The 24,966-nt window shown below is 63.4% G+C and carries 23 protein-coding genes; 18 read left to right on the top strand and 5 right to left on the bottom strand.

What is annotated here, in order from left to right:
- Position 1 precedes the first annotated feature (1 nt).
- The 3 genes from era (at position 2) to recO (ending at position 2,257) form a co-directional block, all read left to right on the top strand.
- Positions 2 to 907 carry a GTPase Era gene (era, locus tag GR167_RS15635; protein WP_160974654.1) on the top strand — a complete coding sequence of 302 codons (906 nt, stop codon included), beginning with the start codon at positions 2 to 4 and terminating at the stop codon, positions 905 to 907.
- 4 nt (positions 908 to 911) lie between these two features.
- Positions 912 to 1,241, top strand: a complete 330-nt coding sequence (locus tag GR167_RS15630; RefSeq protein ID WP_160974653.1) for a DUF1491 family protein — start codon at positions 912 to 914, stop codon at positions 1,239 to 1,241.
- Positions 1,242 to 1,504: 263 nt separating this feature from the next.
- Complete coding sequence (gene recO / locus GR167_RS15625) at positions 1,505 to 2,257, top strand: DNA repair protein RecO (protein WP_160974652.1); 753 nt, start codon at positions 1,505 to 1,507, stop codon at positions 2,255 to 2,257.
- On the opposite strand, the gene GR167_RS15620 is transcribed toward recO, so the two are convergent.
- On the bottom strand, positions 2,225 to 2,776 hold the full coding sequence (locus GR167_RS15620) for a TetR/AcrR family transcriptional regulator (protein ID WP_160974651.1): 552 nt from the start codon (positions 2,774 to 2,776) through the stop codon (positions 2,225 to 2,227). The genes recO and GR167_RS15620 overlap by 33 nt on opposite strands.
- Before the next feature lie 98 nt (positions 2,777 to 2,874).
- On the bottom strand, positions 2,875 to 6,087 hold the full coding sequence (locus GR167_RS15615) for a reductive dehalogenase (protein ID WP_160974650.1): 3,213 nt from the start codon (positions 6,085 to 6,087) through the stop codon (positions 2,875 to 2,877).
- Between the two features lie 198 nt (positions 6,088 to 6,285).
- Between GR167_RS15615 and GR167_RS15610 the strand changes: the two genes are divergently transcribed.
- Positions 6,286 to 7,608 (top strand): NAD(P)-dependent oxidoreductase, encoded by a 1,323-nt coding sequence (locus GR167_RS15610; protein ID WP_160974649.1) that lies wholly within the window; start codon positions 6,286 to 6,288, stop codon positions 7,606 to 7,608.
- Between the two features lie 18 nt (positions 7,609 to 7,626).
- On the top strand, positions 7,627 to 8,934 hold the full coding sequence (gene preA / locus GR167_RS15605) for an NAD-dependent dihydropyrimidine dehydrogenase subunit PreA (RefSeq protein ID WP_160974648.1): 1,308 nt from the start codon (positions 7,627 to 7,629) through the stop codon (positions 8,932 to 8,934).
- Between the two features lie 197 nt (positions 8,935 to 9,131).
- On the opposite strand, the gene GR167_RS15600 is transcribed toward preA, so the two are convergent.
- Positions 9,132 to 9,755 carry a TetR family transcriptional regulator C-terminal domain-containing protein gene (locus GR167_RS15600; protein ID WP_160974647.1) on the bottom strand — a complete coding sequence of 208 codons (624 nt, stop codon included), beginning with the start codon at positions 9,753 to 9,755 and terminating at the stop codon, positions 9,132 to 9,134.
- 65 nt (positions 9,756 to 9,820) lie between these two features.
- Positions 9,821 to 10,456, bottom strand: a complete 636-nt coding sequence (locus tag GR167_RS15595) for a TetR/AcrR family transcriptional regulator (protein ID WP_160974646.1) — start codon at positions 10,454 to 10,456, stop codon at positions 9,821 to 9,823.
- A 134-nt stretch (positions 10,457 to 10,590) separates the two neighbouring features.
- Between GR167_RS15595 and GR167_RS15590 the strand changes: the two genes are divergently transcribed.
- The 6 genes from GR167_RS15590 to GR167_RS15565 all read left to right on the top strand — a co-directional run bounded on the left by GR167_RS15590 (position 10,591) and on the right by GR167_RS15565 (position 17,201).
- On the top strand, positions 10,591 to 11,841 hold the full coding sequence (locus GR167_RS15590; RefSeq protein WP_160974645.1) for a Zn-dependent hydrolase: 1,251 nt from the start codon (positions 10,591 to 10,593) through the stop codon (positions 11,839 to 11,841).
- A gap of 93 nt (positions 11,842 to 11,934) precedes the next feature.
- On the top strand, positions 11,935 to 13,398 hold the full coding sequence (gene hydA, locus GR167_RS15585; protein ID WP_160974644.1) for a dihydropyrimidinase: 1,464 nt from the start codon (positions 11,935 to 11,937) through the stop codon (positions 13,396 to 13,398).
- A gap of 101 nt (positions 13,399 to 13,499) precedes the next feature.
- A complete protein-coding gene (locus GR167_RS15580) occupies positions 13,500 to 14,282 on the top strand; it encodes an ABC transporter ATP-binding protein (RefSeq protein WP_160974643.1) in 783 nt (260 codons plus the stop codon).
- 177 nt (positions 14,283 to 14,459) lie between these two features.
- Positions 14,460 to 15,335: an ABC transporter permease gene (locus GR167_RS15575; protein ID WP_160974642.1), complete on the top strand. Its 876-nt coding sequence runs from the start codon at positions 14,460 to 14,462 to the stop codon at positions 15,333 to 15,335.
- Entirely contained in the window at positions 15,335 to 16,174 is an 840-nt protein-coding gene (locus GR167_RS15570) for an ABC transporter permease (protein WP_160974641.1), read from the top strand. Before GR167_RS15575 ends, GR167_RS15570 begins: the two co-directional genes overlap by 1 nt.
- A 37-nt stretch (positions 16,175 to 16,211) precedes the next feature.
- The gene (locus GR167_RS15565) at positions 16,212 to 17,201 is read left to right on the top strand and encodes an ABC transporter substrate-binding protein (RefSeq protein ID WP_212769999.1); all 990 of its coding nucleotides are present in this window, start codon (positions 16,212 to 16,214) and stop codon (positions 17,199 to 17,201) included.
- 71 nt (positions 17,202 to 17,272) lie between these two features.
- Here the strand turns inward: GR167_RS15565 and GR167_RS15560 are convergent, their stop codons facing one another.
- Positions 17,273 to 17,827, bottom strand: coding sequence for a MarR family winged helix-turn-helix transcriptional regulator (locus GR167_RS15560; RefSeq protein ID WP_160974640.1), 555 nt, complete (start codon positions 17,825 to 17,827; stop codon positions 17,273 to 17,275).
- Positions 17,828 to 17,927: 100 nt separating this feature from the next.
- Between GR167_RS15560 and maiA the strand changes: the two genes are divergently transcribed.
- The 7 genes from maiA (at position 17,928) to GR167_RS15525 (ending at position 24,920) form a co-directional block, all read left to right on the top strand.
- Complete coding sequence (maiA, locus tag GR167_RS15555; protein ID WP_160974639.1) at positions 17,928 to 18,572, top strand: maleylacetoacetate isomerase; 645 nt, start codon at positions 17,928 to 17,930, stop codon at positions 18,570 to 18,572.
- A 126-nt stretch (positions 18,573 to 18,698) separates the two neighbouring features.
- On the top strand, positions 18,699 to 19,733 hold the full coding sequence (locus GR167_RS15550; protein ID WP_160974638.1) for a TRAP transporter substrate-binding protein: 1,035 nt from the start codon (positions 18,699 to 18,701) through the stop codon (positions 19,731 to 19,733).
- A 99-nt stretch (positions 19,734 to 19,832) separates the two neighbouring features.
- Complete coding sequence (locus GR167_RS15545; protein ID WP_370741327.1) at positions 19,833 to 20,405, top strand: TRAP transporter small permease; 573 nt, start codon at positions 19,833 to 19,835, stop codon at positions 20,403 to 20,405.
- A complete protein-coding gene (locus tag GR167_RS15540; protein ID WP_160974636.1) occupies positions 20,402 to 21,724 on the top strand; it encodes a TRAP transporter large permease in 1,323 nt (440 codons plus the stop codon). Before GR167_RS15545 ends, GR167_RS15540 begins: the two co-directional genes overlap by 4 nt.
- Before the next feature lie 138 nt (positions 21,725 to 21,862).
- Positions 21,863 to 22,633 (top strand): crotonase/enoyl-CoA hydratase family protein, encoded by a 771-nt coding sequence (locus tag GR167_RS15535; RefSeq protein ID WP_160974635.1) that lies wholly within the window; start codon positions 21,863 to 21,865, stop codon positions 22,631 to 22,633.
- A gap of 5 nt (positions 22,634 to 22,638) precedes the next feature.
- Positions 22,639 to 23,112 carry a MarR family winged helix-turn-helix transcriptional regulator gene (locus tag GR167_RS15530; RefSeq protein WP_160974634.1) on the top strand — a complete coding sequence of 158 codons (474 nt, stop codon included), beginning with the start codon at positions 22,639 to 22,641 and terminating at the stop codon, positions 23,110 to 23,112.
- A gap of 11 nt (positions 23,113 to 23,123) precedes the next feature.
- Positions 23,124 to 24,920 carry a feruloyl-CoA synthase gene (locus GR167_RS15525; RefSeq protein WP_160974633.1) on the top strand — a complete coding sequence of 599 codons (1,797 nt, stop codon included), beginning with the start codon at positions 23,124 to 23,126 and terminating at the stop codon, positions 24,918 to 24,920.
- Positions 24,921 to 24,966 lie beyond the last annotated feature (46 nt).

The following is a 24,966-nucleotide window of genomic DNA, read 5'->3' as shown; positions in this document are numbered from 1 at the left end:
GATGACCACACGCGCCGGATTCGTTGCCCTGATCGGAGAGCCCAACGCGGGCAAATCCACCCTGACCAACCGCATGGTCGGGGCGAAAGTGTCGATCGTCACCCACAAGGTGCAGACCACCCGCGCCCGCATCCGCGGCGTCGCGATCGAGGGCGATGCCCAGATCGTCTTCGTCGACACGCCGGGCCTGTTCAAGCCGCGCCGGCGGCTGGACCGGGCGATGGTCGCCGCCGCCTGGGGCGGCGCGGCGGACGCCGACGTGATCGTTCTGATGGTCGAGGCGCATCGCGGCGTCACCGACGGGGTGCAGCGTATCCTCGAAGGGCTGGAAGATATCGGCAAGGGCCGCACGGTGGCTTTGGCGATCAACAAGATCGACCGGGTCAAGGCCGAGGCGCTGTTGGCGCTGTCCAAGGACCTGAACGAGCGTTATCCCTTCGCCAAGACCTTCATGATCTCGGCCGAAAAGGGCTATGGTATCGACGATCTGCGCGAATGGCTGGCGGGCGAATTGCCCGAAGGTCCGTGGCTTTACCCCGAAGACCAGATCGCCGATCTGCCGATGCGGATGATCGCCGCCGAAATTACCCGCGAAAAGCTGACCTTGCGGCTGCACCAGGAATTGCCCTACCAGTTGACCGTGGAAACCGAGAACTGGGAAGAACGCAAGGACGGCTCGGCCCGGATCGACCAGGTGATCTATGTCGCCCGCGACGGGCACAAGGGCATCGTGCTGGGCCATCGCGGCGAAACCATCAAGGCTATCAGCACCGCCGCGCGCGAAGAGATGGAAGAATTCCTCGGCCGCAAGGTGCATCTGTTTTTGCAGGTGAAGGTACGCACCGGCTGGCTGGACGAGGCCGCGCGCTATTCCGAAATGGGGCTGGATTTCAAGGACGGGAACTGAGGCCATGCGCCTGACCGCCCGGATCTGGGTCGATGCCTATCTGACCCGGCTGCGCCTGTACGACATCCCGGCCTTCGTCGTCTCGCACGGCGACGACACCGCCGGCGCGGTTCTGATCAAGCTCAACACGCTGGACGGGCGGGCGGTGGCCTATCAGCGCTCCTTCGACCTGATGACCGGCGCACGCAAGTGGATGGAACTGGTCGCGGGCGAGGAGCGCGATGTCGACGCCGCCATCGCCAAGCAGCGCGGCTTCGATCCCGACCTGTGGGTGGTCGAGGTCGAGGACCGGCAGGGGCGGCACCTGCTGGATGAGCCGGGGCTGGCGGATTAGCGGTCCATCCGGGCAATAAACCCAGCCCGAACAGCGGCGCCCCGCGCCGCCGGGCAGCGCCCGACCGCCCCCCGGGCGGGCGCTTTCTCAAGGTCTTCGAGAGACTGAAGCCAAGGACGTGCCCGGATGGATAAAGTGCCATATCAGGGCGTTTGTGCGCCCACCCGCGGTCGGGCGCTGCCCTCTGTTTCGCAATCCCGATCAGGTCCCGCGATCCGCAATTGATCTTGCACTTACCCTGACGGCTGCCCCACAGTCCCGCCATGGAATGGCGCGATCAGGGCATATTGCTGGCGGTGAAACGGCACGGGGAAAACGCGGCCATCTTGGAGCTGTTAACCCCCGAACACGGCCGTCATGCCGGCGTGATGCGCGGTGCGACCAGCCGGAAAATCGCCCCCGTGCTGCAGCCCGGCGCGCAGCTCGACGTGACATGGAAGGCGCGGCTGGCCGATCATATCGGCAGCTACACCGTCGAACCGCTGCGCAGCCGCGCGGCGATGGTGATGTCGGATCGGCAGGCGCTGGCGGGGCTGAACGCGGTCTGCGCGATGCTGCTGTATGCGCTGCCCGAACGCGAGGTGCATCTGCCGCTTTATCAGCGCACCGAGGCGCTGCTGGATGTGCTGGACGAAACCGATCTCTGGCCGCTGGCCTATCTTCGCTGGGAACTGGCGCTGTTGGAGGAGCTGGGTTACGGGCTCGACCTGTCGTCCTGCGCCGTCGTCGGGGCGGCGAATGACCTGAGCTATATCTCGCCCCGGACCGGCCGGGCGGTGTCGCGCGCGGGGGCGGGGGAATGGGCCGACCGGTTGTTGCCGCTGCCGGAATGCCTGCTGGGTGGAACCGAATTCCCGCTGTCCAATATCCTGCAGGGGCTTGAGGTGACCGGGTTCTTCCTGCGCAAATCGCTGCAGGAGGGGGCGCATGGCAAGCCGCTTCCGCAAGCGCGGCAAAGGTTCATCGACGTGCTGGTGCGGCGCTCAGCGCAGGGCGAGAACCAGATCGACAAGTGATCCCATCGGCCCGTCCGCGTCGCTGGCATTCGCGGGCAGGCTCTTGATCCCGATGGTCGAGCCGAGGATCACCCGCGCCCAGTCGGGGTTGGTGATGCCGTTGTCGCGCAGCAGTTCGGCCAGCAGGTTCAGCCGCAGCCCGTCGACCTTTTCCACCCGGCCCGCCACGGATTCATCGCCCTGGGCCCAGGCGCGGATGGCGCGTTCTGGATTTTCCTGCGCGGTGACGTCGCTGGCGTAATCGGTAATTTCCTGGCCCAAGCGGCGCAGCTTGGCGCCGGAATTGGGTTCTTCGTCCAGAATGCGGGCGATCGGCGACAGCGCCTCGGCCTCCCACACGTCCAAAAGCGCGCCGTGATAGGCGGGCACATCGGCGAAATGCCAGTAGAACGACCCCTTGGTGGTGTTCAGCCGCCGGGCCAATGGTTCGGCCTTCAACGCGACCGGGCCGTCCTGGACCAGGGCGGCGAAACCGGCTTGCAACCAGTCGGATTTCGAAAGGCGTTTCTTTGCGGTCATGGTTCAATCCCTACGCCTGCGTCGTTTATTTCGCAACTGCAGAAAGATTTTGTGCGACGAATGTCTCATGACGGTGACGATACTGCCCGATTCTGAGGCTAGAGGTCTATTTCGATGACGCCATCGGGGTCGGCCGCGCGCGACTGGCACAGGATGATGGTGTTTTCCCGCTGCTTGTTGGACAGCACGAAATCGCGGTGTTCGACCGCGCCGCTGACCAGCCCGCATTTGCACACGCCGCAGATGCCGTCGGAACATTTCACATCGACGTGGATGCCGTTTTCCAGCAACACGTCCGAGGCCGATTTGTCCTCGGGCACCCGCAATTCCCGCCCGTCCTTCAGCCGCAGGGTGAAGGGGTGGTTTTCATAGTCCGGCTGTTCCGGGACGCTGAAATATTCCAGGTGCCGGGCTTCTTCGGGGAAACCCTGCCGCGTGGCGGCGTCGATCACCCCTGACATGTAACGATCCGGCCCGCAGGTATAGACGTGCCAGCCGTCTTGATACCCCGCCAGCACCGCGTCGAGATCGGCGCGGCTGTCTTCATCGCTGAAATGGTAATGCACCTTGCCGGCCCAGGGCATCCCCGCCAGATCGTCCAGATACCCGGCGCCTGCGCGGGTGGAACAGGAATAATGCAGCGCGAAATCGCGGCCCAACTCGTGCAGGCGGTGGGCAAAGGCGATCATCGGCGTCACGCCGATGCCGCCGCCCATCAGGAAGGTTTTCGTCGCCTCCTCGGCCAGCGGGAAATGGTTGATCGGCTTGGAGATGAAGACCTTGCGCCCCTCGTTGAAAATCCGGTGCATCAGCAGCGACCCGCCGCGCCCTTCGTCTTCGCGCAACACACCTATCTGGTATTTCGTGTGATCCGCCGGATCGCCCGACATCGAATATTGCCGCAGGAATTCCGGCGCGACCAGCACGTCCAGATGCGCGCCCGCCGACCAGTCGGGCAGGGGTGACCCGTCGAGGGTCGAGAATTCGTATTTGGTCACGTCGGCGGTCATCTTTTCCGCCTTGCTGACCGCGACGCGGATCACCGGTGGATCGCTGGGTGTGGTGTAGCGGTGGACGACGGACAGATCGCCCTTGGCCAGCCGGTCGCGGTATTCGTCTGCCGTGACCATCGCCTCATAGGCGGCGATCCCCGCCTCGCGGTCCATCGGGAACGGGTAGGGCCAGGGCGGCGGCGCCAGCGGCGCGGGATAGACGGCCAGCGTCTGATCTTCGTATTTCAGGTCGATTTCGGTCTGCAAATCGCGCCGGTTCAGCGGGTGTTGCGTCGGGTGGTAACCGCCATCGTCCTGCAGTTCGATATCCCACCACCATTTCTTGGTGTCGTTCAGCCCGCCATTGCCCACCGCATCGTCAAGCTTCGCCAAGGGCCGCGCCAGCGCCGGGATATTCGACGCCGCCCAGCGGAACGGTGCTTCGGCGAACAGCCCTTCGAGGTTCCACGGGCAGGTCTTCATGCAGCGGCCGCACATCGCGCCGCCTTCGGTGGTGATCCGGTAGGTGGCGCATTTCTGGCTGTCGGATTTCCAGATTTCGTAGCCGTTGAACATCAGCTTCGGCCCGGCGGTGATTGCGCCCGACGGGCATTCGCGGGCGCATTTGTTGCAGGATGCGCAAAACGCCTGCAGCCCGAAATCGATCGGCTTGTCATGCGCCATCGGCATGTCGGTGGTCACCACCCCGGATTTCAGCCGCGGGCCGAGGTAGGGGTTCAGGATCACTTCGCCGATGCGGCTGACCTCTCCCAGGCCGGACAGCAGCAGAAGCGGCGGTTGCAGCACCTCACCATCCATCACCGTATGGGCCTTGGCATTATATCCAAGATTGCGGATATGTTTTGCGATCACCCCGCCCAGAAGCGAAAAGCGCAGGTAGGCGCGCATCGACTGGGCGACGGAAATCCAATCATCGCCGCTGGCGCCTTCCATCGTCTCGTAGCCTTGGTCGATGATCATGCTGATCGCCTGATCATGCGGCGGGTCGATCGGGTCGCCTGCGGCGTCGTGGCTGTACCATGCCCAATCGGGGCAACGGCTGAGCCCGACCGCATCGACTCCGAGGAAATAGCTGGTCGCCTTGATATTGGAGGCGTTGATCTGCGGGTCGGAGGGGCGCAGCCCGTGCGGGTTGGGATCGCCGTTCTGGATCACCACGAAAGCGCCAAGCGCCCGGCGCTGCGCGAAGCTGGGGGCGGATTTGCGGGCGTAGTGCCCGCCCTTGGCACCGTCCTGCACGTGCTTGCCCATATCGCCGAACTGGGCGCGGGCGAACATGTCGGCGCGCTTGGGCACCCGGGCGACGTTGGGTTCGTCGATGAAGGTGGTCGGGTCCTCAACCCGTTTCAGCCGCTCGAAGGGTTGCGGCCCGTCGGCAAAGCGGCGCTTGGCGAAGGGATCGCGGTTCAGCGCCGATTTGGCAAATCCCTTGCCCAGCCACCAGGCTGGGCCCTTGGTGCTGAACCACGGCTGATCCGCCATCGGGGCCAGCGGCTTGTCGGCGATCAGGCCAAGATCGCAGGTCACCGCTGCGACGCCGAATCGGGGGCCGATCCAGGGCGCGACCAAGGCGCCCCCTTCGACCGTCGCCAGCCCCGCCGCCACCGCCAACCGGTTCAGATCGACATCCGAAGACGCCCCGGAATGCGCCTTGGCCTGCCATCCCAGCAGCCGGATGTAATTCGCCAAAACGGCGGCGGTTTCATTGGCGCGCAGGCAGGCGCGTTGCGCCTGCGCGTCGGCGATCCATTCGGTTCCGGGCTCGTAAGCGTCGGGATCGCGGGGGTATTCGTAAAGGAAAACCAGCGCGTATTTATGACCGTCGATTCCCGAAGGCGGGGCCTCCATCGCCTCTTTCAGTTCGGCCATGATCACGTCGATGCCCGAGGCCAGCGTCTTGGTCTGCCTTGTGCGCAATTCATCGGCCAAGCGGTCGATATCGGGATTGCGCACGGGATCAATCAGCCGCGCCGCATCGGGCAGGCGGCAGATGCCGACCATGCTGGCATCGGAAAAATAGCCGAAAGCTTTCAGGTGGTTGGATCGTTCCAGCGGGTCGGCCGGGATGGTCGCGCGGGTCTTGTTCACCATGCCGTCGCGGATCGCGTCCAGCATCGCCTGATATTCGCCCATCGCGTTGACGATGCTGTCGGGCGCATCCGGGCGGCGGAAGGACACCGGAGCCCATGCGGGTACGGTGCCCAGATCGGGCAGCGCACCATGCCGCTTCAACCGCTCCAGCGGGTAGGGGCCCAGATGCACGGGCCGATCCTTGCTCGAAAAGAAACGCAGGCCCATGGCTCCTCCTCCTGACCCCTCCTGATCCCGCGCGTCAATGGATCAGCGCCCGCCCGGAGTTTCAAGCCGTTTTGCCTCTTTTTAGGGCAGTGACGCGGAAAGCCCACCGCCAATCGCGCTTTTTAAATTTTACCAGTTGATAAAAAATATCTTGGGGACATACTGAAAAGAAAAATACCAAGCTCAGTGGAGGTAACAATGACTTCAAACGCACTGACGCCAGGCATCGTTGCAGGACGTTTGCCGGCGGATCAGTTGTCGGATAATTTCTCGGACCTGCATCCGCCGCTCGACGATCACGAAGCGCTGGTGGCGGCGGACCGCTGCTATTTCTGCCATGACGCGCCCTGCGCCACGGCCTGTCCGACCGATATCGACATTCCCCTGTTCATCCGTCAGATCGCCACCGGCACGCCCGAAGCGGCGGCCAAGACGATCCTGTCGCAGAACATCCTGGGCGGCATGTGCGCCCGGGTCTGCCCGACCGAAACCCTGTGCGAACAGGTCTGCGTGCGCGAAACCGCCGAAGGCAAGCCGGTCACCATCGGCAACCTGCAGCGCTATGCCACCGACACGCTGATGGCGGCGGGCGTGCACCCGTTCAAACGCGCCGCAGAGACGGGCAAGAAAATCGCCGTCGTCGGCGCCGGACCCGCGGGCCTGTCCTGCGCCCACCGGCTGGCGATGAAGGGCCATGACGTGATCGTCTATGACGCGCGGCCCAAGGCGGGCGGCCTGAACGAATACGGTATCGCGTCCTACAAATCCGTCGGTGGTTTCGCCGCCAAGGAAGTGGACTGGCTGCTGCAGATCGGCGGCATCACCGTCGAGAACGGCCAGTCGCTCGGCAACGGGCTGTCGCTGGACAAGCTGAAGGCCGATCATGACGCGGTGTTCCTCGCCATCGGCCTGCCCGGCGTCAACGCTCTGAATGTCGAAGGCGAAGGCAAGGACGGTGTGCTGGACGCGGTGGATTTCATTTCCGACCTGCGCCAGGCCTCGGATGTGGCATCGGTCGAAATCGGCCGCGACGTGGTGGTGATCGGTGGCGGCATGACCGCTGTGGACGCCGCCGTGCAAGCGAAGCTGCTAGGCGCGCTGAACGTTTCGCTGGTCTACCGCCGTGGCCGCGACCGGATGAACGCGAGCGTGTTCGAACAGGATCTGGCCGCCTCCAAGGGTGTGCGGATCATCACCAATGCCTCGCCCAAGGAAGTGATCGGCAACGGCGCGGTGCGCGAGATCGAATTCGAATATACCGACGACGATCTGAGCCCCACCGGTCAGACCTTCCGCCTGGCCGCCGATCAGGTGTTCAAGGCGATCGGTCAGACGCTGGGCGGCAGCGAGTTGCCGGACCTGGAGCGCGGCAAGATCGCCGTCACCGGCGCCGGGCGTACCAGCATCGAAGGGGTCTGGGCCGGCGGCGACTGTGCCGCGGGTGGCGAAGACCTGACCGTGACGGCCGTGGCCGAAGGCCGCGACGCCGCCGAAGACATTCACGCCACGCTGATGGCGTAAGCAGAGGGAGATAAGCAGATGGCCAATCTCGCAAGCGATTTCATCGGGATCAAATCCCCCAACCCGTTCTGGCTCGCCTCGGCGCCGCCGACCGACAAGGAATACAACGTCCGCCGCGCCTTCGAGGCCGGCTGGGGCGGTGTCGTGTGGAAGACGCTCGGTTCCGAAGGGCCGCCGGTGGTCAACGTCAACGGCCCACGCTACGGCGCGATCTGGGGCGCCGACCGCCGCCTGCTGGGGCTCAACAATATCGAACTGATCACCGACCGTTCGCTGGAAGTGAACCTGCGCGAAATCAAGTCGGTGAAACGCGATTACCCCGACCGTGCGCTGATCATTTCGCTGATGGTGCCCTGTGACGAAGACAGCTGGTCCGACATCCTCAAGCGGATCGAAGACACCGGCGCCGACGGGGTCGAGCTGAACTTCGGCTGTCCGCACGGCATGGCCGAACGCGGCATGGGTGCGGCGGTGGGCCAGGTGCCCGAATACATCGAAATGGTGACCCGCTGGGTGAAGAAGCATTCGCGCATGCCCTGCATCGTGAAGCTGACCCCGAACATCACCGATGTGCGCAAACCGGCCGAAGCCGCGCTGCGCGGCGGTGCCGACGCGGTCAGCCTGATCAACACGATCAACTCGATCACCTCCGTCGACCTGGACGATTTCGCGCCGGAACCGACGATCGACGGCAAGGGCACCCATGGCGGCTATTGCGGCCCGGCGGTGAAGCCGATCGCGCTCAACATGGTGGCCGAGATTGCCCGCAACCCCGAAACCGCCAACCTGCCGATGTCGGGCATCGGCGGCGTGACCACCTGGCGCGACGCGGCCGAATTCATGGCGCTTGGCGCCGGCAACGTGCAGGTCTGCACCGCGGCGATGACCTACGGGTTCAAGGTGGTTCAGGAAATGATTTCGGGCCTGTCCGACTACATGGATCGCAAGGGCTTCACCTCGACCTCGGAACTGGTCGGCCGCGCGGTGCCCAATGTCACCGACTGGCAGTATCTGAACCTGAACTACGTGACCAAGGCCAAGATCGACGAAGACGCCTGCATCAAGTGCGGCCGCTGCTATGCCGCCTGCGAAGACACCAGCCACCAGGCCATCGACATGTCCGAAGACCGGGTGTTTTCGGTCAAGGACGAAGAATGCGTGGCCTGCAACCTCTGCGTCAATGTCTGCCCGATCGAGGGCTGCATCACCATGGAACGCGTGGCACCCGGCCAGCTGGATCAGCGCACCGGTAAGGTGGTTCCGGAAGAGTATGGCAACTGGCTGGAACACCCGAATAACCCGGGCAATACCTGCGCCGCCGAATAAGAGTGTGCGCCCGTTCCGGGCGCGCTTCATATCTCAGGAAAATGCCTTCGGGCATTTTCCTTCGTGCCGCCTCCGGCGGGAGTATTTGCACCAAGAAGAAGCCTCCAGGCGCTTTGTTTCTTCTTGGTCGAAATACTCCGGGGGCTTGGGGGCTGGCCCCCAATCCGCTTCGCCGCAGGCGAAGCATCCCTGGTGGATCAGGGCGTCAGCAGCTTCCGATACATGCTGTCTAGAAACGCCTCGGCCCCTTCGATCGGGTCGGCTTCGCCTTCGGTCAGGATCGACACCTGCACTTCGAAATCGGCGTAATGCTGGGTGGTGGCCCAGATCGAGAACACCAGGTGGCGCGGATCGGACTTGGCCAGCTTGCCCTCGTCCATCCAGCGCTGAATCAGCGTGGTCTTGTCGTCGAACAGCACCTTCAGGCCGGTTTCCAGATGCGGCCGCATCCTAGGGGCGCCTTGCAGGATTTCATTGGCGAACAACCTGCTTTCACGGGGGAATTCGCGGCTCATCTGAACCTTACGATGGATATAGCCGAGGATTTCCTCCAGCGGGTCGCCGTCGGGGTCCATCTTGGCCAGCGGGTCGAGCCAGTTTTCCATCAGCGCGTTCAGAAGCGTCACGTGGATCGCTTCCTTGCCGTCGAAATAATACAGGATATTGGGTTTCGACAGGCCCGAGGCTTCGGCGATCTGATCCAGCGTCGCGCCGCGATAGCCGTGCTGCGAAAACACGTCCAGCGCCGCTTCCAGGATGCGTTTGCGGTTGCGCAGCTGGATGCGGCTTGGCTTTTTCTCGGGTTTCGTCACGTCGTCCATTCTTCGCTCCGGTCGGGCTGGGCGGCTACCCTATCTCAGGCTTGTCGAATGGTCCAGAAACCGCGTCATTCGACGACGCCGATGCCTTTCAGGATGATGCGCTTGACGCTGGCCTTGGCCGCCTCCCATTGCGCGTCGTCCAGAGGTTTGCCGCCGTTCAGGGTTTCGATCTGGTGGCCGAAATCGGCGTAATGCTGGGTGGTTGCCCACAGCATATAGAGCAGGTGGTCGGGATCGACCGGGTCCATCCGGCCTTCCGCGATCCAGCGGTTGATGATCGCCGCGCGGCCCTCGGTCCATTCCATCAGCGTGGTTTCCAGGTAATCCTGGATCACCGGGGCGCGGTGCATCACCTCGGTCGCCCAGACCTTGGACCCGGCCGGGTGGCGGCGGCTGATTTCCATCTTGGCGTCGATATAGGCGCCGATTCCCTCGGCCGGACCGTCGGCCTGGTCGAACACGTCGGCGGCCTGCAGCCAGAATTGGAAAATGTTTTCAACCACCTGCCGGTACAGCGCTTCCTTGGTCGGGAAATAGTAATGCAGGTTGGCCTTGGGCAGCCCGGCCATGTCGGCGATTAGTTGCATCGTCGCACCGCCAAACCCCGCCTCGGAAAAGACTTTTTCCGCTGCTGATAAAATAAGCTTTTCGCTTTCCTGGCGGCGTTCTTTTTTGCTGTTCGAGCGCGGCTGAGCGGCCATGGCGAAATCTGTCCGATAATATTTCTTGACCGGTTGGTCAGGTTGTGGTGTCGTGAATTTGACCATACGGTCAGGAACCGTATGAGGCAAGAGAACAAAGGCCCGCAGAGGCTGCACAGACTGGGAGATATCCGATGGCCGTGCATGGCGACAATCTTAAAATCAACGGCGACCGCTTGTGGGACAGCCTGATGGACATGGCCAAGATCGGGCCGGGTATCGCGGGCGGCAACAACCGCCAGACCCTGACCGATGAGGATGCCGAAGGCCGCGCGCTGTTCCAGAAATGGTGCGAAGCGGCGGGCTGCACCATGGGTGTGGACAAGATGGGCAACATGTTCGCCTCCCGCCCCGGCACCGACCCCGAGGCCCTGCCGGTCTATATGGGATCGCACCTGGATACCCAGCCGACCGGCGGCAAATACGATGGCGTTCTGGGGGTGCTTGGCGGTCTTGAAGTGATGCGCACCCTGCAGGACCTGGGGGTGAAGACGAAACACCCGATCGTGCTGACCAACTGGACCAACGAGGAAGGCACCCGGTTCGCGCCGGCGATGCTGGCTTCGGGCGTGTTCGCCGGCAAGCATGCACTGGACTGGGCCTATGACCGGGTCGATGCCGAGGGCAAGAAATTCGGCGACGAGCTGAAGCGGATCGGCTGGGTCGGCGACGAAGAGGTCGGCGCGCGCAAGATGCACGCGATGTTCGAGCTGCATATCGAACAGGGCCCGATCCTGGAAGCCGAGGGCAAGGATATCGGCGTGGTGACCCACGGCCAGGGGCTGCGCTGGATCGAATGCACGGTGACCGGTAAGGAAAGCCACACCGGGTCGACGCCGATGCCGATGCGCAAGAACGCGGGCCGTGGCCTGGCGCGGATCACCGAGCTGGTGCACGAGATCGCGATGACGCATCAGCCCAACGCGGTGGGCGCCATCGGTCATATCGACGTCTATCCCAACAGCCGCAACATCATCCCCGGCAAGGTCGTGTTCACCGTCGACTTCCGGTCGCACCTGCAGGATGTGATCGACGCGATGATGGCGGAATTCGAAGAAAAGGCGCCGAAGCTTTGCGAGGAAATCGGCGTGTCGCTGGAGTGGAAGATCTCGGGCCAGTTCGATCCGCCCGCCTTCGACGAAAAGCTGGTCAATGCTGTGCGCGATGCGGCGGAACGGCTGGGCTACAGCCACATGGATATCGTGTCCGGCGCCGGGCATGACGCCTGCTGGATCAACGACGTGGCGCCGACCGCGATGATCATGTGCCCCTGCGTCGACGGGCTGAGCCATAACGAGGCGGAAGAGATTTCCAAGGAATGGGCGGCGGCCGGTACGGATGTCCTGCTGCATGCCGTGTTGGAGACGGCGGAGATCGTCGAGTAAGCTTGGGAAATTGGAAAGCGCCGGGGGCTCTGCCCCCGGACCCCCGGGATATTTGTGAACAGAAGAAGCCGGGATTTTCAGGGAGATTGTGATATGACGACCAAAGTGATCAAGGGCGGCACCGTCTGCACCGCCGACCGGACCTGGAAGGCCGATGTTCTGATCGAAGGCGAAGTGATCAAGCAGATCGGCGAGGACCTGAAGGGCGACGAATATATCGATGCCGAAGGCGCTTACGTGATCCCCGGCGGGATCGACCCGCATACCCACCTGGAAATGCCCTTCATGGGCACCACCGCGGCGGAAACCTTTGAATCCGGAACCTGGGCGGCGGCGGTCGGCGGTACCACCATGCTGATCGATTTCTGCCTGCCGGGCGAAGACGGGTCGATCAAGAACGCGATCAACGAATGGCACCGCAAATCGGCGCCGCAGATCTGTTCGGACGTCGGGTATCACATGGCGATCACCGGCTGGAACGAGAACATCTTCGACGAGATGAAGGATGCCGTCGACATGGGCGTCAATTCCTTCAAGCATTTCATGGCCTACAAGGGCGCGCTGATGATCGAGGACGACGAGATGTTCGCCTCGTTCAAGCGCTGCAAGGAGCTGGGCGCGCTGCCGATGGTGCATGCCGAGAACGGCAACCTGGTGGCCGATATGCAGCAGCAGATGCTGGAGAAGGGGATCACCGGGCCGGAGGGCCACGCGTATAGCCGCCCGCCGGAGTTCGAGGGCGAAGCGGCGAACCGGGCGATCACCATCGCCGATACCGCCGGTGTGCCGCTCTATATCGTGCATGTCAGCTGTGAACAGTCGCATGAGGCGATCCGGCGAGCGCGCCAAAAGGGCATGCGGGTTTACGGCGAGCCGCTGGTGCAGTTCCTGACGCTGGACGAAAGCGAGTATTTCAACAAGGACTGGGACCACGCCGCGCGCCGGGTGATGTCGCCGCCGTTCCGCTCGAAGGACCATCAGGACAGCCTTTGGGCCGGTCTGCAATCGGGCAGCCTGCAGGTGGTCGCCACCGACCACGCGGCGTTCACCACCGAACAGAAACGCATGGGCATCGACAATTTCTGCATGATCCCGAACGGGTCGAACGGGCTGGAAGAACGCCTGGCGGTGCTGTGGACCCAGGGCGTGGAAACCGGGCGGCTGACGCCGAACGAATTCGTCGCCGCGACCTCGACCAACGTGGCGAAGATCCTCAACATCTACCCCAAGAAGGGGGCGATCGTGGAAGGCGCGGATGCCGATATCGTGGTCTGGGACCCGAAGATCAGCAAGACGATCAGCGCCAGCAACCACCATTCCGTGTTGGATTACAACGTGTTCGAAGGCTTCGACGTGAAGGCGCAGGCGCGCTACACGCTGAGCCGCGGCGAAGTGATCTGGGCCTGGGGTCAGAACAGCCAGCCGCAGCCCGGCCGTGGCCGTTTCGTGCCGCGCCCGGCGTTCAACTCGGCCTCGGTGGCGCTGTCGAAATGGAAAGAGCTGACCAGCCCGAAAATGGTGCAGCGCGATCCGATGAATATCCCTGCGGGAATCTGATACACTGACAGAACGCGGCGTCCCGGCCATTGCCCGGGGCGCCGCCAAAACATAATAAGACCCGGCAGCTACATGCTACCGATACGGAGACACAGGGACTTATGACCGATACCGTGATCAGCGCCAAAGACCTGTCGCTGACCTTCCAGACCAATGATGGCCCCGTTCATGCGCTCAAGGATGTCACTCTTGATATCCAGAAGGGCGATTTCGTCAGTTTCATCGGGCCTTCGGGCTGCGGCAAGACGACCTTCCTGCGCTGCATGGCCGATCTGGAACATCCCACCGGCGGCAGCATCACCGTCAACGGGGTGAGCCCGGAAGAGGCCCGCAAATCAAGGGCTTACGGTTACGTTTTCCAACATGCGGGGCTGTATCCGTGGCGCACCATCGGCGGCAATATCCGGCTGCCGCTGGAAATCATGGGCTATGGCAAGGCGGATCAGGACGAACGGGTTCAGCGGGTGCTGGATCTGGTGGAACTGTCTGGTTTTGAAAAGAAATTTCCCTGGCAGCTGTCGGGCGGCATGCAGCAGCGCGCGTCGATCGCGCGGGCGCTGGCGTTCGATGCAGACATCCTGCTGATGGACGAACCCTTTGGCGCGCTGGACGAAATCGTGCGCGACCACCTGAACGAACAGCTGCTGCACCTGTGGGACCGGACCAACAAAACCATTGGTTTCGTTACACATTCGATCCCCGAGGCGGTGTATCTGTCGACCAAGATCGTGGTGATGAGCCCGCGTCCGGGCCGGATCAGCGACGTGATCGAAAGCACCCTGCCGAAGGAACGGCCGCTGGATATCCGCGACACGCCGGAATTCCTGGAAATCGCCCATCGCGTCCGCGAAGGGCTGCGCGCGGGGCACGCTTACGATGATTAAGTTTGCCGCAACATGCGCATTTTGTGCCCCGAAACGGTGCATATCCCCTGAAGGTCTAAACTCTGTGGCGAATGCGGCCGGATCGGCTGTGGACAGGGCGCGCGCGGACGGTTCCGGTATCGCGGCAGAGCGCGGAGCCATGAGACTTTTGACCAAGACGAACGCGGGGGGCGGCGCATGAGGAAATCGCTGTTTCCGATCCTGACCGTGGTCGCCGCGATCTTCGTGATCTGGTACGGCGCGTCGGTCGGTTTGAACATGGCCTGGGCCAAGGACCAGGCGACGCGGGCCGGGACCGATCCGAGCTTCAGCGAGCTGGTCGCCAATACCTGGTCGCAGACCAAGCCGAAGCTGCCGGCGCCGCATCAAGTGGCGGTGGAAATCTGGAACACCACCGGCGAGATGATCCTCAATGGCCGCGCCTTTTCCAAGCGGTCGCTGATCTATCACAGCTGGATCACGCTGAGCGCCACCGGCCTCGGTTTCCTGCTGGGGGCGGGTTTCGGCATCCTGCTGGCGATCGGCATCGTCTATAACCGGGTGATGGACATGAGCGTGATGCCCTGGGTGATCGCGTCGCAGACCATCCCGATCCTGGCCATCGCGCCGATGATCATCGTGGTGCTGAACGCGGTGGGCATTTCCGGGCTGCTGCCCAAGGCGATGATTTCGATGTACCTGTCCTTCTTCCCGGTCGTGGTCGGCATGGTGAAGGGGCTGCGCAGCCCCGGCATGATGCAGCTGGACCAGATGAAGACCTGGAGCGCCACCAAGGGCCAGGAATTCTGGCGGCTGCGGCTGCCGTCCTCGATGCCCTACCTGTTCACCTCGCTGAAGGTGGCGATGGCGGCGTCGCTGGTGGGGGCCATCGTGGGTGAGCTGCCGACCGGCGCGGTTGCGGGGCTTGGCGCGCGCCTGCTGGCGGGCAGCTATTACGGTCAGACCATCCAGATCTGGAGCGCGCTGATCATGGCGGCGGCGCTGGCCGCAGTGCTGGTGGCGCTGATCGGGCTGATCCAGAAGATTGTTCTCAAGCGGATGGGGATGGCGTGATGGGCTGGATTGTCTTCGGGTTTATCGCCTGGCTTGTGGGCTGGCGCGCCAATGTCTGGCTGGCGCGGCTGCCGAAATCGCGCGCCACGTCGCTTCTGGTGCCGGTGATCTTCGGCGTCACCGTGGTGGTCTTGTGGGAATGCGCTGTGCGCGGGTTCAATATCAACCCGGTGCTGTTGCCGGCGCCCACGGCCATCGCCGTGCGCTTCGCGGCCTCGACCGGCATCCTGTGGCAGGATTTCGTGCAGACGGTGCTGAAGGGCGCCCTGTCGGGGTATATCCTGGGCTGCGGCGGCGCCTTCCTGACCGCCATCGTGATCGACCGGTACCCGTTCCTGCAAAAGGGGCTGCTGCCGGTGGGCAATTTCGTGGCCGCCCTGCCGATCGTCGGCATGGCGCCGATCCTGGTCATGTGGTTCGGTTTTGATTGGCAGTCGAAGGCCGCCATCGTGGTGGTGATGGTGTTCTTCCCGATGCTGGTCAACGCGGTCGAAGGGCTGCAGGCCACCGACAAGATGCAGCGCGACCTGATGCGCACCTATGCCGCCGGGTATGGCAAGACGCTGCTGAAGCTGCGGCTGCCCGCGGCGATGCCGTTCATCTTCAACGGTTTGAAAATCACCACCACCCTGGCGCTGATCGGCGCCATCGTGGCGGAATTTTTCGGAAGCCCGATCAAGGGGATGGGTTTCCGGATTTCCACCAGTGTCGGGCAACTGGCGCTGGATCTTGTCTGGGCCGAAATCGTGGTTGCCGCGATCGTCGGGTCGGCATTTTATGGCGGGGTCGCATTGCTGGAAAAGGCAGTGACGTTCTGGCACCCGTCGCAACGAGGCTGAGCGATAAAAGATTCAGTTCAACAACGGAGAGTATGAAATGAAAACGATGATGAAGACTTTGGGCGTTGCCGCGCTCGGTCTGTGGGCCGGGATGGCCCAGGCCGCGGACGACGTGACCCTGCAGCTGAAATGGGTGACCCAGGCGCAGTTCGCCGGTTACTACGTGGCGCTGGACAAGGGGTTCTATTCGGATGAGGACCTGAACGTGACCATCAAGCCGGGCGGCCCCGACATCGCGCCTGCTCAGGTTATCGCGGGCGGCGGTGCCGACGTGGTTCTGGACTGGATGCCGTCGGCGCTGGCGTCGCGCGAAAAGGGTCTGCCGCTGGTGAACATCGCGCAGCCCTACAAGAGCTCGGGCATGATGCTGACCTGCCGCAAGGATGCCGGGATCGAAACCCCGGCCGATTTCAAGGGCAAGACGCTGGGCGTCTGGTTCTTCGGCAACGAATACCCGTTCCTGAGCTGGATGAGCAAGCTGGGCTATTCCACCGAGGGCGGCCCGGATGGCGTGACGGTGCTGAAGCAGGGCTTCAACGTCGATCCTCTGCTGCAGGGCCAGGCGGCCTGCGTGTCGACCATGACCTACAACGAATACTGGCAGGTCATCGACGCCGGTCTGAAGCCGGAAGAGCTGGTCGTGTTCAAGTATGAAGACCAGGGCGTCGCGACGCTGGAAGACGGCATGTACGTGATGGAAGACAACCTGAACGACCCGGCTTTCGTCGACAAGATGGTGCGTTTCGTGCGCGCGTCGATGAAGGGCTGGAAATGGGCCGAGGAGAACCCGAAAGAAGCCGCGCTGATCGTTCTGGACAACGACGCGTCGGGTGCGCAGACCGAGGAACACCAGGTCCGCATGATGACCGAGGTCGCCAAGCTGACCGCCGGTTCGAACGGCGCGCTGGACGTGGACGATTACCAGCGCACGGTGCAATCGCTGCTGTCGGGCGGTTCGGACCCGGTGATCACCAAGGAGCCGGAAGGCGCCTGGACCCACGCGATCACCGACAAGGCGCTGAACTGATCCCCTTGGCGCTGGGATGAACAGGGAAAGGGCTGGCCGTTTGGCCAGCCCTTTTTCGTTGGGGGCCGCTTTTAGCGCGGGTCGGTTTCGAGCACTTTCAGCAACAGCCGGGTCAGGGTTTCGGTTTCCCCGTCTTCCAAGCTTTCGGTCAGGCGCGTCTGGGTGCGCTGGGTCGCCTTGTGCGCCTGGGCCAGCACGTCGTGCCCCGAATCGGTGAGGTTCAGCACCCGGGCGCGGCGGTCTTTCTCGGATACCGCGCGTGACACGTACCCCTTTGCAACCAATCGGTCGACCACCCCTCCCACGGTGGCGCGGTCGCAGCCGGTCCAGGCCGCGACCGAGGCCTGATCGACCCCCGGGTTGAGCTGTATCGCGGACAGGGCGGCATATTGAAATGGTGTAATATCAAGCTCTTGCCTGCCCATTTCTTCGAAAAATACCGCCGATGCCACCTGATGCGTGCGCCGGAAAAGATGCCCGACCATCACGTGAAATTCCATTTTCCTCCCCCCATTCTTGCTGCGGTTTGTGCTGGTATTCCAGTCTTGCGCAGCACCGTCTATGCCTAAAATCAATCGCAGGCGCGAGAAATCAAATTGACATATCGGATAACGATATGAATACATACTTCTTGAACTATCGCAATCGGCCTTGGGGAGGGCTGCCGATGTCGCATCGAGATCCACGGCCGTCGCGCGCCGCGTTGAACGGACCGGTCGTCTAATCATGAAATTCCTGGGCTATTTCAGGTCGTCCTCGGCCTATCGGTGTCGTATCGCCTTCAATCTGAAGGGGATCGATTACGATTTCGAAAGCGTGCATCTGAAATCCGGCGCCCAGAAGGAGCCGGGCTTCGCCGCGATCAATCCGCAGCGGCTGGTGCCGGCGCTGATCACCGACGAGGGCCAGGAACTGACCCAGTCGCTGGCGATCATCGAATGGCTGAATGAGACCTATCCCGGCACGCCGCTGCTGCCCGCCGACAAGGACCTGCGCGCCGAGGTGCGGGCCTTTGCCCAGGTCATCGCCTGCGAAATCCATCCGCTGCAGAACCTGCGGGTGCTGCAATATCTGCGCGGCGAGCTGGGGCTGGACGAAGAGGCGGTCAGCGCCTGGTTGTCGCGCTGGCTTGGCGAGGGGCTGCGGGCCTGCGAGGACATCTTGCAAAAGCGCGGCGGCGACAGCGCCTTCTGCTTCGGCGACGAGCCGGGGCTGGCGGACATCTGTCTTGTGCCGCAGGTGTTTTCCGCGCAACGTTTCAACGTCGATATCAGCGGGTTGGAGCGGGTGAACGCCATCCATGACAATTGCGCCGCGCTGGACGCCTTTGCCAAGGCGCATCCGGCGAAGCAGCCGGATTTCGAGCCGTAAGGCCGGCCGGCACAGGGGGAGGAGGAGACCGGGCTGGGGGGCCGGGGTCTATCCAAGAAGATTTTTAGATTTCCCGTTCGGAGAGGTCCGGTCGGGCAATAACCAAACCAAGGGAGGTTACCTACTATGAAACTCATGAAAACCGCATTGCGGACGGTTGCCGCTGCGGCCATCGTCGCGGGCACCACGGCAACGGCCTTCGCCGCCGAGGTCACCCTGACCATGCACCAGTTCCTGCCGGAACAGGCCAACGTGCCGCGCGACGTGCTGGAAGTCTGGGCCAAGAAGATCGAGGAAGAATCGAACGGCCGCATCGAAGTCGAACATTTCGGGTCGATGTCGCTGGGTGGCAAGCCGCCGGAACTGATCGGCCAGCTGGAAGACGGCATCGCCGATGTGGTCTGGACCGTTGCCGGTTACACCCCGGGCCGCTTCCCGCAGGCGGAAGTGTTCGAACTGCCCTTCATGATGACCAATGCCGAGGCCACCAGCCGCGCCTATTGGGAATATGCCGAAGCGAACATGTTCGACACCGACTACAAGACCTTCAAGCCGATCGCGCTGTGGGTCCATGGCCCGGGCCTGATCCATTCGAAGGACCCGATCGTCAGCGTCGCCGACCTGAACGGCGTCAAGCTGCGCGCCCCGACCCGGGTGACCAACAAGATGTTCTCGGAACTGGGCGCGACCCCGGTCGGCATGCCGGTTCCGGCGGTGCCCGAGGCGCTGTCGAAGGGCGTGATCGACGCCACCGTGATCCCGTGGGAAGTCACCGGGATGCTGAAAGTGCCGGAACTGGTCACCAACCACACCACCTTCCCGGGCGCGTCGCTGTACACCACCGCGTTCATCTTCGGCATGAACAAGGACAAGTACGATTCGCTGCCCGACGACCTGAAGGCCGTGATCGACAACAACTCCGGCGCCGACGTGTCGGCCTGGGCGGGCAAGATCATGGAAGGGGCAGACACCTCGTCCTATGAGTTCGCCAAGGAACGCGGCAACAACATCATCGAGCTGAGCGACGATCAGGTTGCCGAATGGAAGGCCGCAGCGGCCAGCCAGGAAACCGACTGGGTCGAGGAAATGAACGGCAAGGGCTTCGACGGTCAGGCCCTGCTGGATCAGGCCAAGTCGCTGATCGCCAAGTACAGCAACTAACGGCACCCGCGTTAGTCTGAGAAGCGGCCGCCGCGACCCCGTCGCGGCGGCCATCATCAAATCCCCTCGGGGGGAAAGAGGAAAACAATGCAACGGTTCATGAACAACCTTGCGCGGGGCATGGCGATGCTGGGGGGCGCGGTGTTGACCTTCCTGATCATCCTGACCTGCCTGTCGGTTCTCGGTCGGGCGGTCAACACGTTCCTGCACAGCGATGTCGCCAACGCGGTGCTGGGCGGGCTGACCAAGACGCTGCTGGACACCGGGGTCGGTCCGATCACCGGCGATTTCGAACTGGTCGAAGCCGGGATCGCCTTTGCGATCTTCGCCTTCATCCCGTTCTGCCAGATCACCGCGGGTCACGCATCGGTCGATATCTTCACCTCGTCGCTGCCGCTGAGGGTGAACCGTTTCATCTCGATGGTGGCGGAAATCCTGTTCGCCATGGCGCTGATCCTGATCGCCTGGCGGCTGTACGACGGCATGCTGTCGAAGATGAAGTACAACGAGACCACCTTCCTGCTGCAATTCCCGATCTGGTGGGCCTATGGGGTCAGCTTCATCGCCAGCGTCGTATCCGCGGTGGTGTCGGTCTATATGGCCGTGGTCCGGATCGCAGAATTTTTCCGTAACACGACAATCATCCACGCCGGTTCGGGGGCAGACCATTGAGCAATCTTGAAATCGGACTGACGTCCTTCCCGCTTCTTCTGGTTCTGATCTTCCTGCGCATCCCGATCGGGCTTGCGATGTTCCTGGTGGGCCTGGGCGGGCTGTATTTCCTGACCGGCAATCCCAATATCGCGCTGGCCAAGCTGAAGACCGAAACCTATTCGACCTTTTCCAGCTATTCGCTGTCGATCGTGCCGATGTTCCTGCTGATGGGCCATTTCGCCACCCTGGGCGGCATGAGCCAGGCGCTGTTCAAGGCCGCCGAAAGCTTCCTTGGCCACCGTCGCGGCGGTGTCGCCATGGCGGCCGTCGGCGCCTGCGCCGGGTTCGGCGCGATCTGCGGGTCGTCGCTGGCCACCGCCGCCACGATGAGCCAGGTGGCGCTGCCGGAACTGCGCCGCTACGGCTATTCGGGCGGATTTTCCACCGCGACGCTGGCCGCCGGCGGCACACTGGGCATCCTGATCCCGCCCTCGGTGATCCTGGTGATCTACGCGATCCTGACCGAACAGAACATCGCCAAGCTGTTCCTTGCCGCCTTTGTGCCGGGCATCCTGGCCGCGGTGGGCTACATGATCACCATCTCGATCTATGTCCGGCTGCATCCCGATGCAGCGGGCGTGCGCGAACCGATCCCGATGGCGCAGCGGTTCAAGGCGCTGGCCGATGTCTGGCCGGTGCTGCTGGTGTTCACCGCCGTCGTCGGCGGCATCTACCTGGGCATCTTCACCCCGACCGAAGGCGCGGCCGTCGGTGCTGCGGGCACCGGGCTGATCGCGCTGGCCAATGGCGGGCTGAACAAGGTGACGCTGATCGAAAGCTTCATGGCGACCGCGCGCTCCACCGCGATGATCTTCTTCATCGTACTGGGCGCCGGGTTCTACAACGGCTTCCTGGCGCTGAGCCAGGTGCCGCAGGAGCTGTCGAATTACGTGGTCGGCCTGGGCTACAGCCCGTGGATCATCCTGGCGATCATCCTGTCGCTTTACCTGATCTTCGGCTGCGTGATGGACAGCCTGTCGATGATCCTGCTGACGATCCCGATCTTCTTCCCGATCATCGCGAGCCTGGATTTCGGGCTGACGATGGAAGAAACCGCGATCTGGTTCGGCATCATCGTTCTGATCGTGGTCGAGGTCGGGCTGATCACGCCGCCGGTGGGGATGAACCTGTTCGTCATCAACTCGATGGACCGGCTGACCCCGATGGTCGAAACCTACAAGGCGGTGATGTATTTCGTCGCCTCCGACGTGATCCGGGTGATCCTGCTGATCGCCTTCCCGGGGATCACGCTGTTCCTGCTGCGTCTGCTGCACTGACGCCGCGAAAAGTGACGGAACGTTTTGAAAACCCGGCCTCGTGCCGGGTTTTCTTTTGCCTGGGAGCCGGGAAGATATGGGGCTGGACTGTTCAGAACATAATAGTTATATAACATAGCTAACAAGTGGGAGTGAGAGATGAGCGATTCCGATATCATCAAGGTCGAGGTCGACGGCCCGGTGGCGACGGTCACCATGAACCGTCCCGGCAAGCGCAACGCGATGAACGACACGTTGCTGGCGGCGCTGGACGGGTTCTTTTCCAACCCGCCCGAGGGCGTGAAGGTGGTGATCCTGACCGGCACCGACGGGCATTACTGTTCCGGGCTCGACCTGTCGGAACACGTGTCGCGCGACGCCGAGGGCACCATGCGCCATTCGCGCGGCTGGCACGCGGTGATGGACAAGATCCAGTTCGGCGGGCTGCCGGTGGTGTCGGCGATGTTCGGCGCGGTGATCGGCGGCGGGCTGGAACTGGCGACCTCGACCCATGTGCGGATCGCCGAACCCTCGACCATCTTCCAGCTGCCCGAAGGCCGCCGCGGCATCTATGTCGGCGGCGGGGCCTCGGTGCGGGTGGGCCGCATCCTGGGCGCCGACCGGATGACCGAAATGATGCTGACGGGGCGCAAATATGGCGCCGAAGACGGTTACATGCTGGGCCTGTGCCACCATTCGGTGGGCGAGGGCGAAGCGCTGCCGCTGGCCAGGAAGCTGGCCGCGCAGATCGCCGATAACGCGCCGCTGTCCAACTACGTGATGATCCACGCGCTGGCCCGGATCGAGGACATGTCGAAGCAGGACGGGCTGTTCACCGAAAGCCTGTGTGCGGCGCTGACCCAGACCAGCCCGGATGCGCAGGAGGGTCTGAAGGCCTTCCTTGAAAAGCGCAACCCGACCTTCCGGTGACCGAGATGGCGAAGGCAACGAAAGCAGCGGCGCAGGCGGTGGCGGAGAACGGCAACCTGGACACGGCGCTGCGCGGGCTCGTCGGGTATTCGATGAAGCGGGCCACCAACATGCTGCAGGCCGATGCGTCGCGGGTGCTGGACGGTTACGGGCTGCGCATCACCACCTTTTCGGCGCTGGCGGTGATCTGCGATCACCCCGACGTTACCCAGTCGCAGATCGCGGCGGCGCTGAACATGGAACGGTCCAACACGGTGCTGATCATCGACGCGCTGGAACAGGCCGGGCTGATCGGCCGCCACCGGGTGCCGACCGACCGGCGGTCCTATGCGTTGCGTGCGACGCTGGAGGGGATGAAGACCCGCGACGCCGCGCTGAAGGCGCTGGCGGCGCATGAAGACGACATGTTGCGAAACCTCGACCAGGAGGAACGCGCCACGCTGATGGCGCTGATGGGGAAGATCGCACCGCGCAGCTAAGGGGGGAGACCATGGCTGAACATTCCATCACCGTCCCGCAGGAGGTGATTTGCGAAACGCGTGCCGACGGCACGCTGATCCTGACATCGTCCCATGCGTTGGGGCCGGTGGCCGCGACCACCGGCGACTGGCTGCACGAATGGGCCGACAAGACGCCCCAAGCGGTGTTCATCGCCGAACGCCAGGGCGATGGCTGGCGCGAGGTCACCTACGCGGAGGCGCTGGACATGGTGCGCCGGCTGGGGGCGTGGCTGCTGGACAAGGGCTATGACAAGAAAGGCCCGGTTCTGGTGATGTCGGGCAATTCGGTCGACCATGGCCTGCTGGCGCTGGCGGCGCAATATGTCGGCATGGCGGTGGTGCCGGTGGCGGAACAGTATTCGCTGATCCCCGGCGCGCATGAGCGGCTGCTTTATGTTGCCGACAAGGTCCGCCCAGGGCTGTTGTTCGTCGATGATGCCGGGCGCTATGCGCAGGCGCTGAACATGCCGGAACTGGCGGGGTTCGACGTTCTGACCTCCAACCCCGAGGGCGCGCCGCGCGACGTGATCGCGATGGACGAGGCGCTGCAAGGGGGGGCTGCGGATGTCGATGCGGCCCATGCATTGGTCACCCCCGATACGGTGGGCAAGATCCTGTTCACCTCCGGGTCGACCTCGCACCCCAAGGGGGTGATCACCACCCACCGCATGATGTGCGTGAACCAGACCCAGATCGCCGATGCCTTCCCGGTGCTGCGCGCCAAGCCGCCGAAGATCCTCGACTGGCTGCCGTGGAACCATGTGTTCGGGGGCTCGCACAATTTCAACATGATGCTGGCCAATGGCGGCGCGCTTTACATCGACGACGGCAAGCCGACCGATGCCTTGTTCCCGCGTTCGCTTGAGAACATGAAGATGCATACCGGCACGCTGGCCTTCAACGTGCCGGTGGGCTTCGCCCGCCAGGTCGAGGCGCTGCGCGCCGATGCCGAGCTGCGCAAGGCGTTCTTCACCGATCTCGATTTCACCTTCTACGCAGGCGCTTCGCTGCCGCAGGAAATCTGGGACGCTTTGGGCGAAATGGCGATGGAGGTCACCGGCAAGGTGCCGTTGATGGTGTCGAGCTGGGGCATGACCGAAACCGCGCCTGCGGTTCTGCTGGTGCATGAGCGGGTCAACCGGTCGGGCATCATCGGCGTGCCGGTGCCGGGCACGGTGATCAAGCTGATCCCGGACGAAGACGGCCGGTTCGAGCTGCGTTGCAAGGGGCCGAACGTGATGCCGGGCTATTTCGAGGACCCGGAAAAGACCGCCGAGAGCTTCGATTCCGAGGGTTTCCTGATCACCGGCGACGCGGTGAAATTCGCCGAACCGGGCAATCCGGGGCGGGGCTTGAGCTTCGACGGCCGCATCTCGGAGGATTTCAAGCTCACCTCGGGCACCTGGGTGCGGGTGGCCAGCCTGCGCACGGCGCTGATGACGGCCCTGGACGGGCTGATCGGCGATCTGGCGATCACCGGCCACGACCGCGCCGAGCTGGGCGTGCTGCTGTTCCCGGTGCGGCCCGCGCATGGCGCCGAGGGCGAGATCGTCACCGATGCCGCGCTGGTCGAGCAGGTGCGGGAGCGCCTGGCGAAGCTGGCCGAAACCGCCACCGGGTCCTCGACCCGGATCGGTAAGGCGCTGATCTGCGCCGAGGCGCCCTCGCTCAAGGATCACGAAATCACCGCCAAGGGCAACCTGAACACCCGCAAGCTGCTGACCCGGCGCGCCGCGCTGGTGGAAAAGCTTTACGACGACGAAGACGAGGAAGTGATCCGGGTCTGATCCGGCTCCGTTTCTTCTTGGCAAAAATACTCCCGCCGGAGGCGTC

It is taken from the genome of Thalassovita mangrovi (assembly GCF_009857745.1).
GTDB lineage: Bacteria > Pseudomonadota > Alphaproteobacteria > Rhodobacterales > Rhodobacteraceae > Thalassobius > Thalassobius mangrovi.
Note: the sequence above shows the minus strand (reverse complement) of the source record. Positions and strands in the feature narration are given on the sequence as shown.